The organism is Streptomyces sp. SID14436 (assembly GCF_010548465.1).
In the GTDB taxonomy this organism is placed as follows: domain Bacteria; phylum Actinomycetota; class Actinomycetes; order Streptomycetales; family Streptomycetaceae; genus Streptomyces.
Window position 1 is genome coordinate 1 of record NZ_JAAGMD010000907.1, and the last position, 680, is coordinate 680.

The 680-nt window shown below is 79.9% G+C and carries 1 protein-coding gene; it reads left to right on the forward strand.

Annotated features, from left to right (window positions below; translation table 11 throughout):
* A partial coding sequence (locus tag G3I53_RS33105; protein ID WP_164439067.1) for a SpoIIE family protein phosphatase occupies positions 1-621 on the forward strand: 621 nt, incomplete at its 5' end.
* Positions 622-680: the final 59 nt, after the last annotated feature.

Genomic DNA, 680 nt, shown 5'->3' on the forward strand with positions numbered 1-680 from the left:
TGGCGGCCGCCCGGGGTGCGCGCCGGCGGGGTGAACGTGCCCTTCGCCGGAGCCGGGCACTCCGGCGACGCCTGGGCCTGGCACCGGGACGGGGACCGCCACACCCTGCTGCTCGCCGACGGCCTCGGACACGGCACCGAGGCCGCACGCGCCTCCAGTGCCGCGGTGGAGGCGTCGCGGCAGTGGGGGCACCTGCCGCCCGCCGAGGCGCTGGGCCGGCTGCACGAGGCGCTCACCGGGACCCGGGGGGCCGCCGTGGCGGTGGCCCAGCTGGACACCCGCACCGGACTGCTGCGGTTCGCGGGGATCGGCAACGTGGGGGCCCGGCTGCGCGAGGGCGACGGGTGGCGGGCACTGCTGTCCCGGCCCGGCATCGTGGGCGTGCACCGCCCCGGCCGGGTGCGGGAGGACGAGCGCCCCTGGACCGGGGACAGCCTGCTGATCCTGCACACCGACGGCCTGTCGAGCCGCTGGAGCCCGGACCCGGACGCCGGGCGTCCGGCGACCGACCCGGCGGTGACGGCGGCGGTGACGATCCGTGACGCCAGCAGCCCGGCCCTCCCGGTCCGGGACGACACCGCCGTGGCCGTCCTGGCCCCCGTTCCCCCGGACCGGTCATGACCCGGTCGTGGCGGATCACCGGCACCGCCGACGCCGGCGCCGCCCGGGCCGCCGTGGCA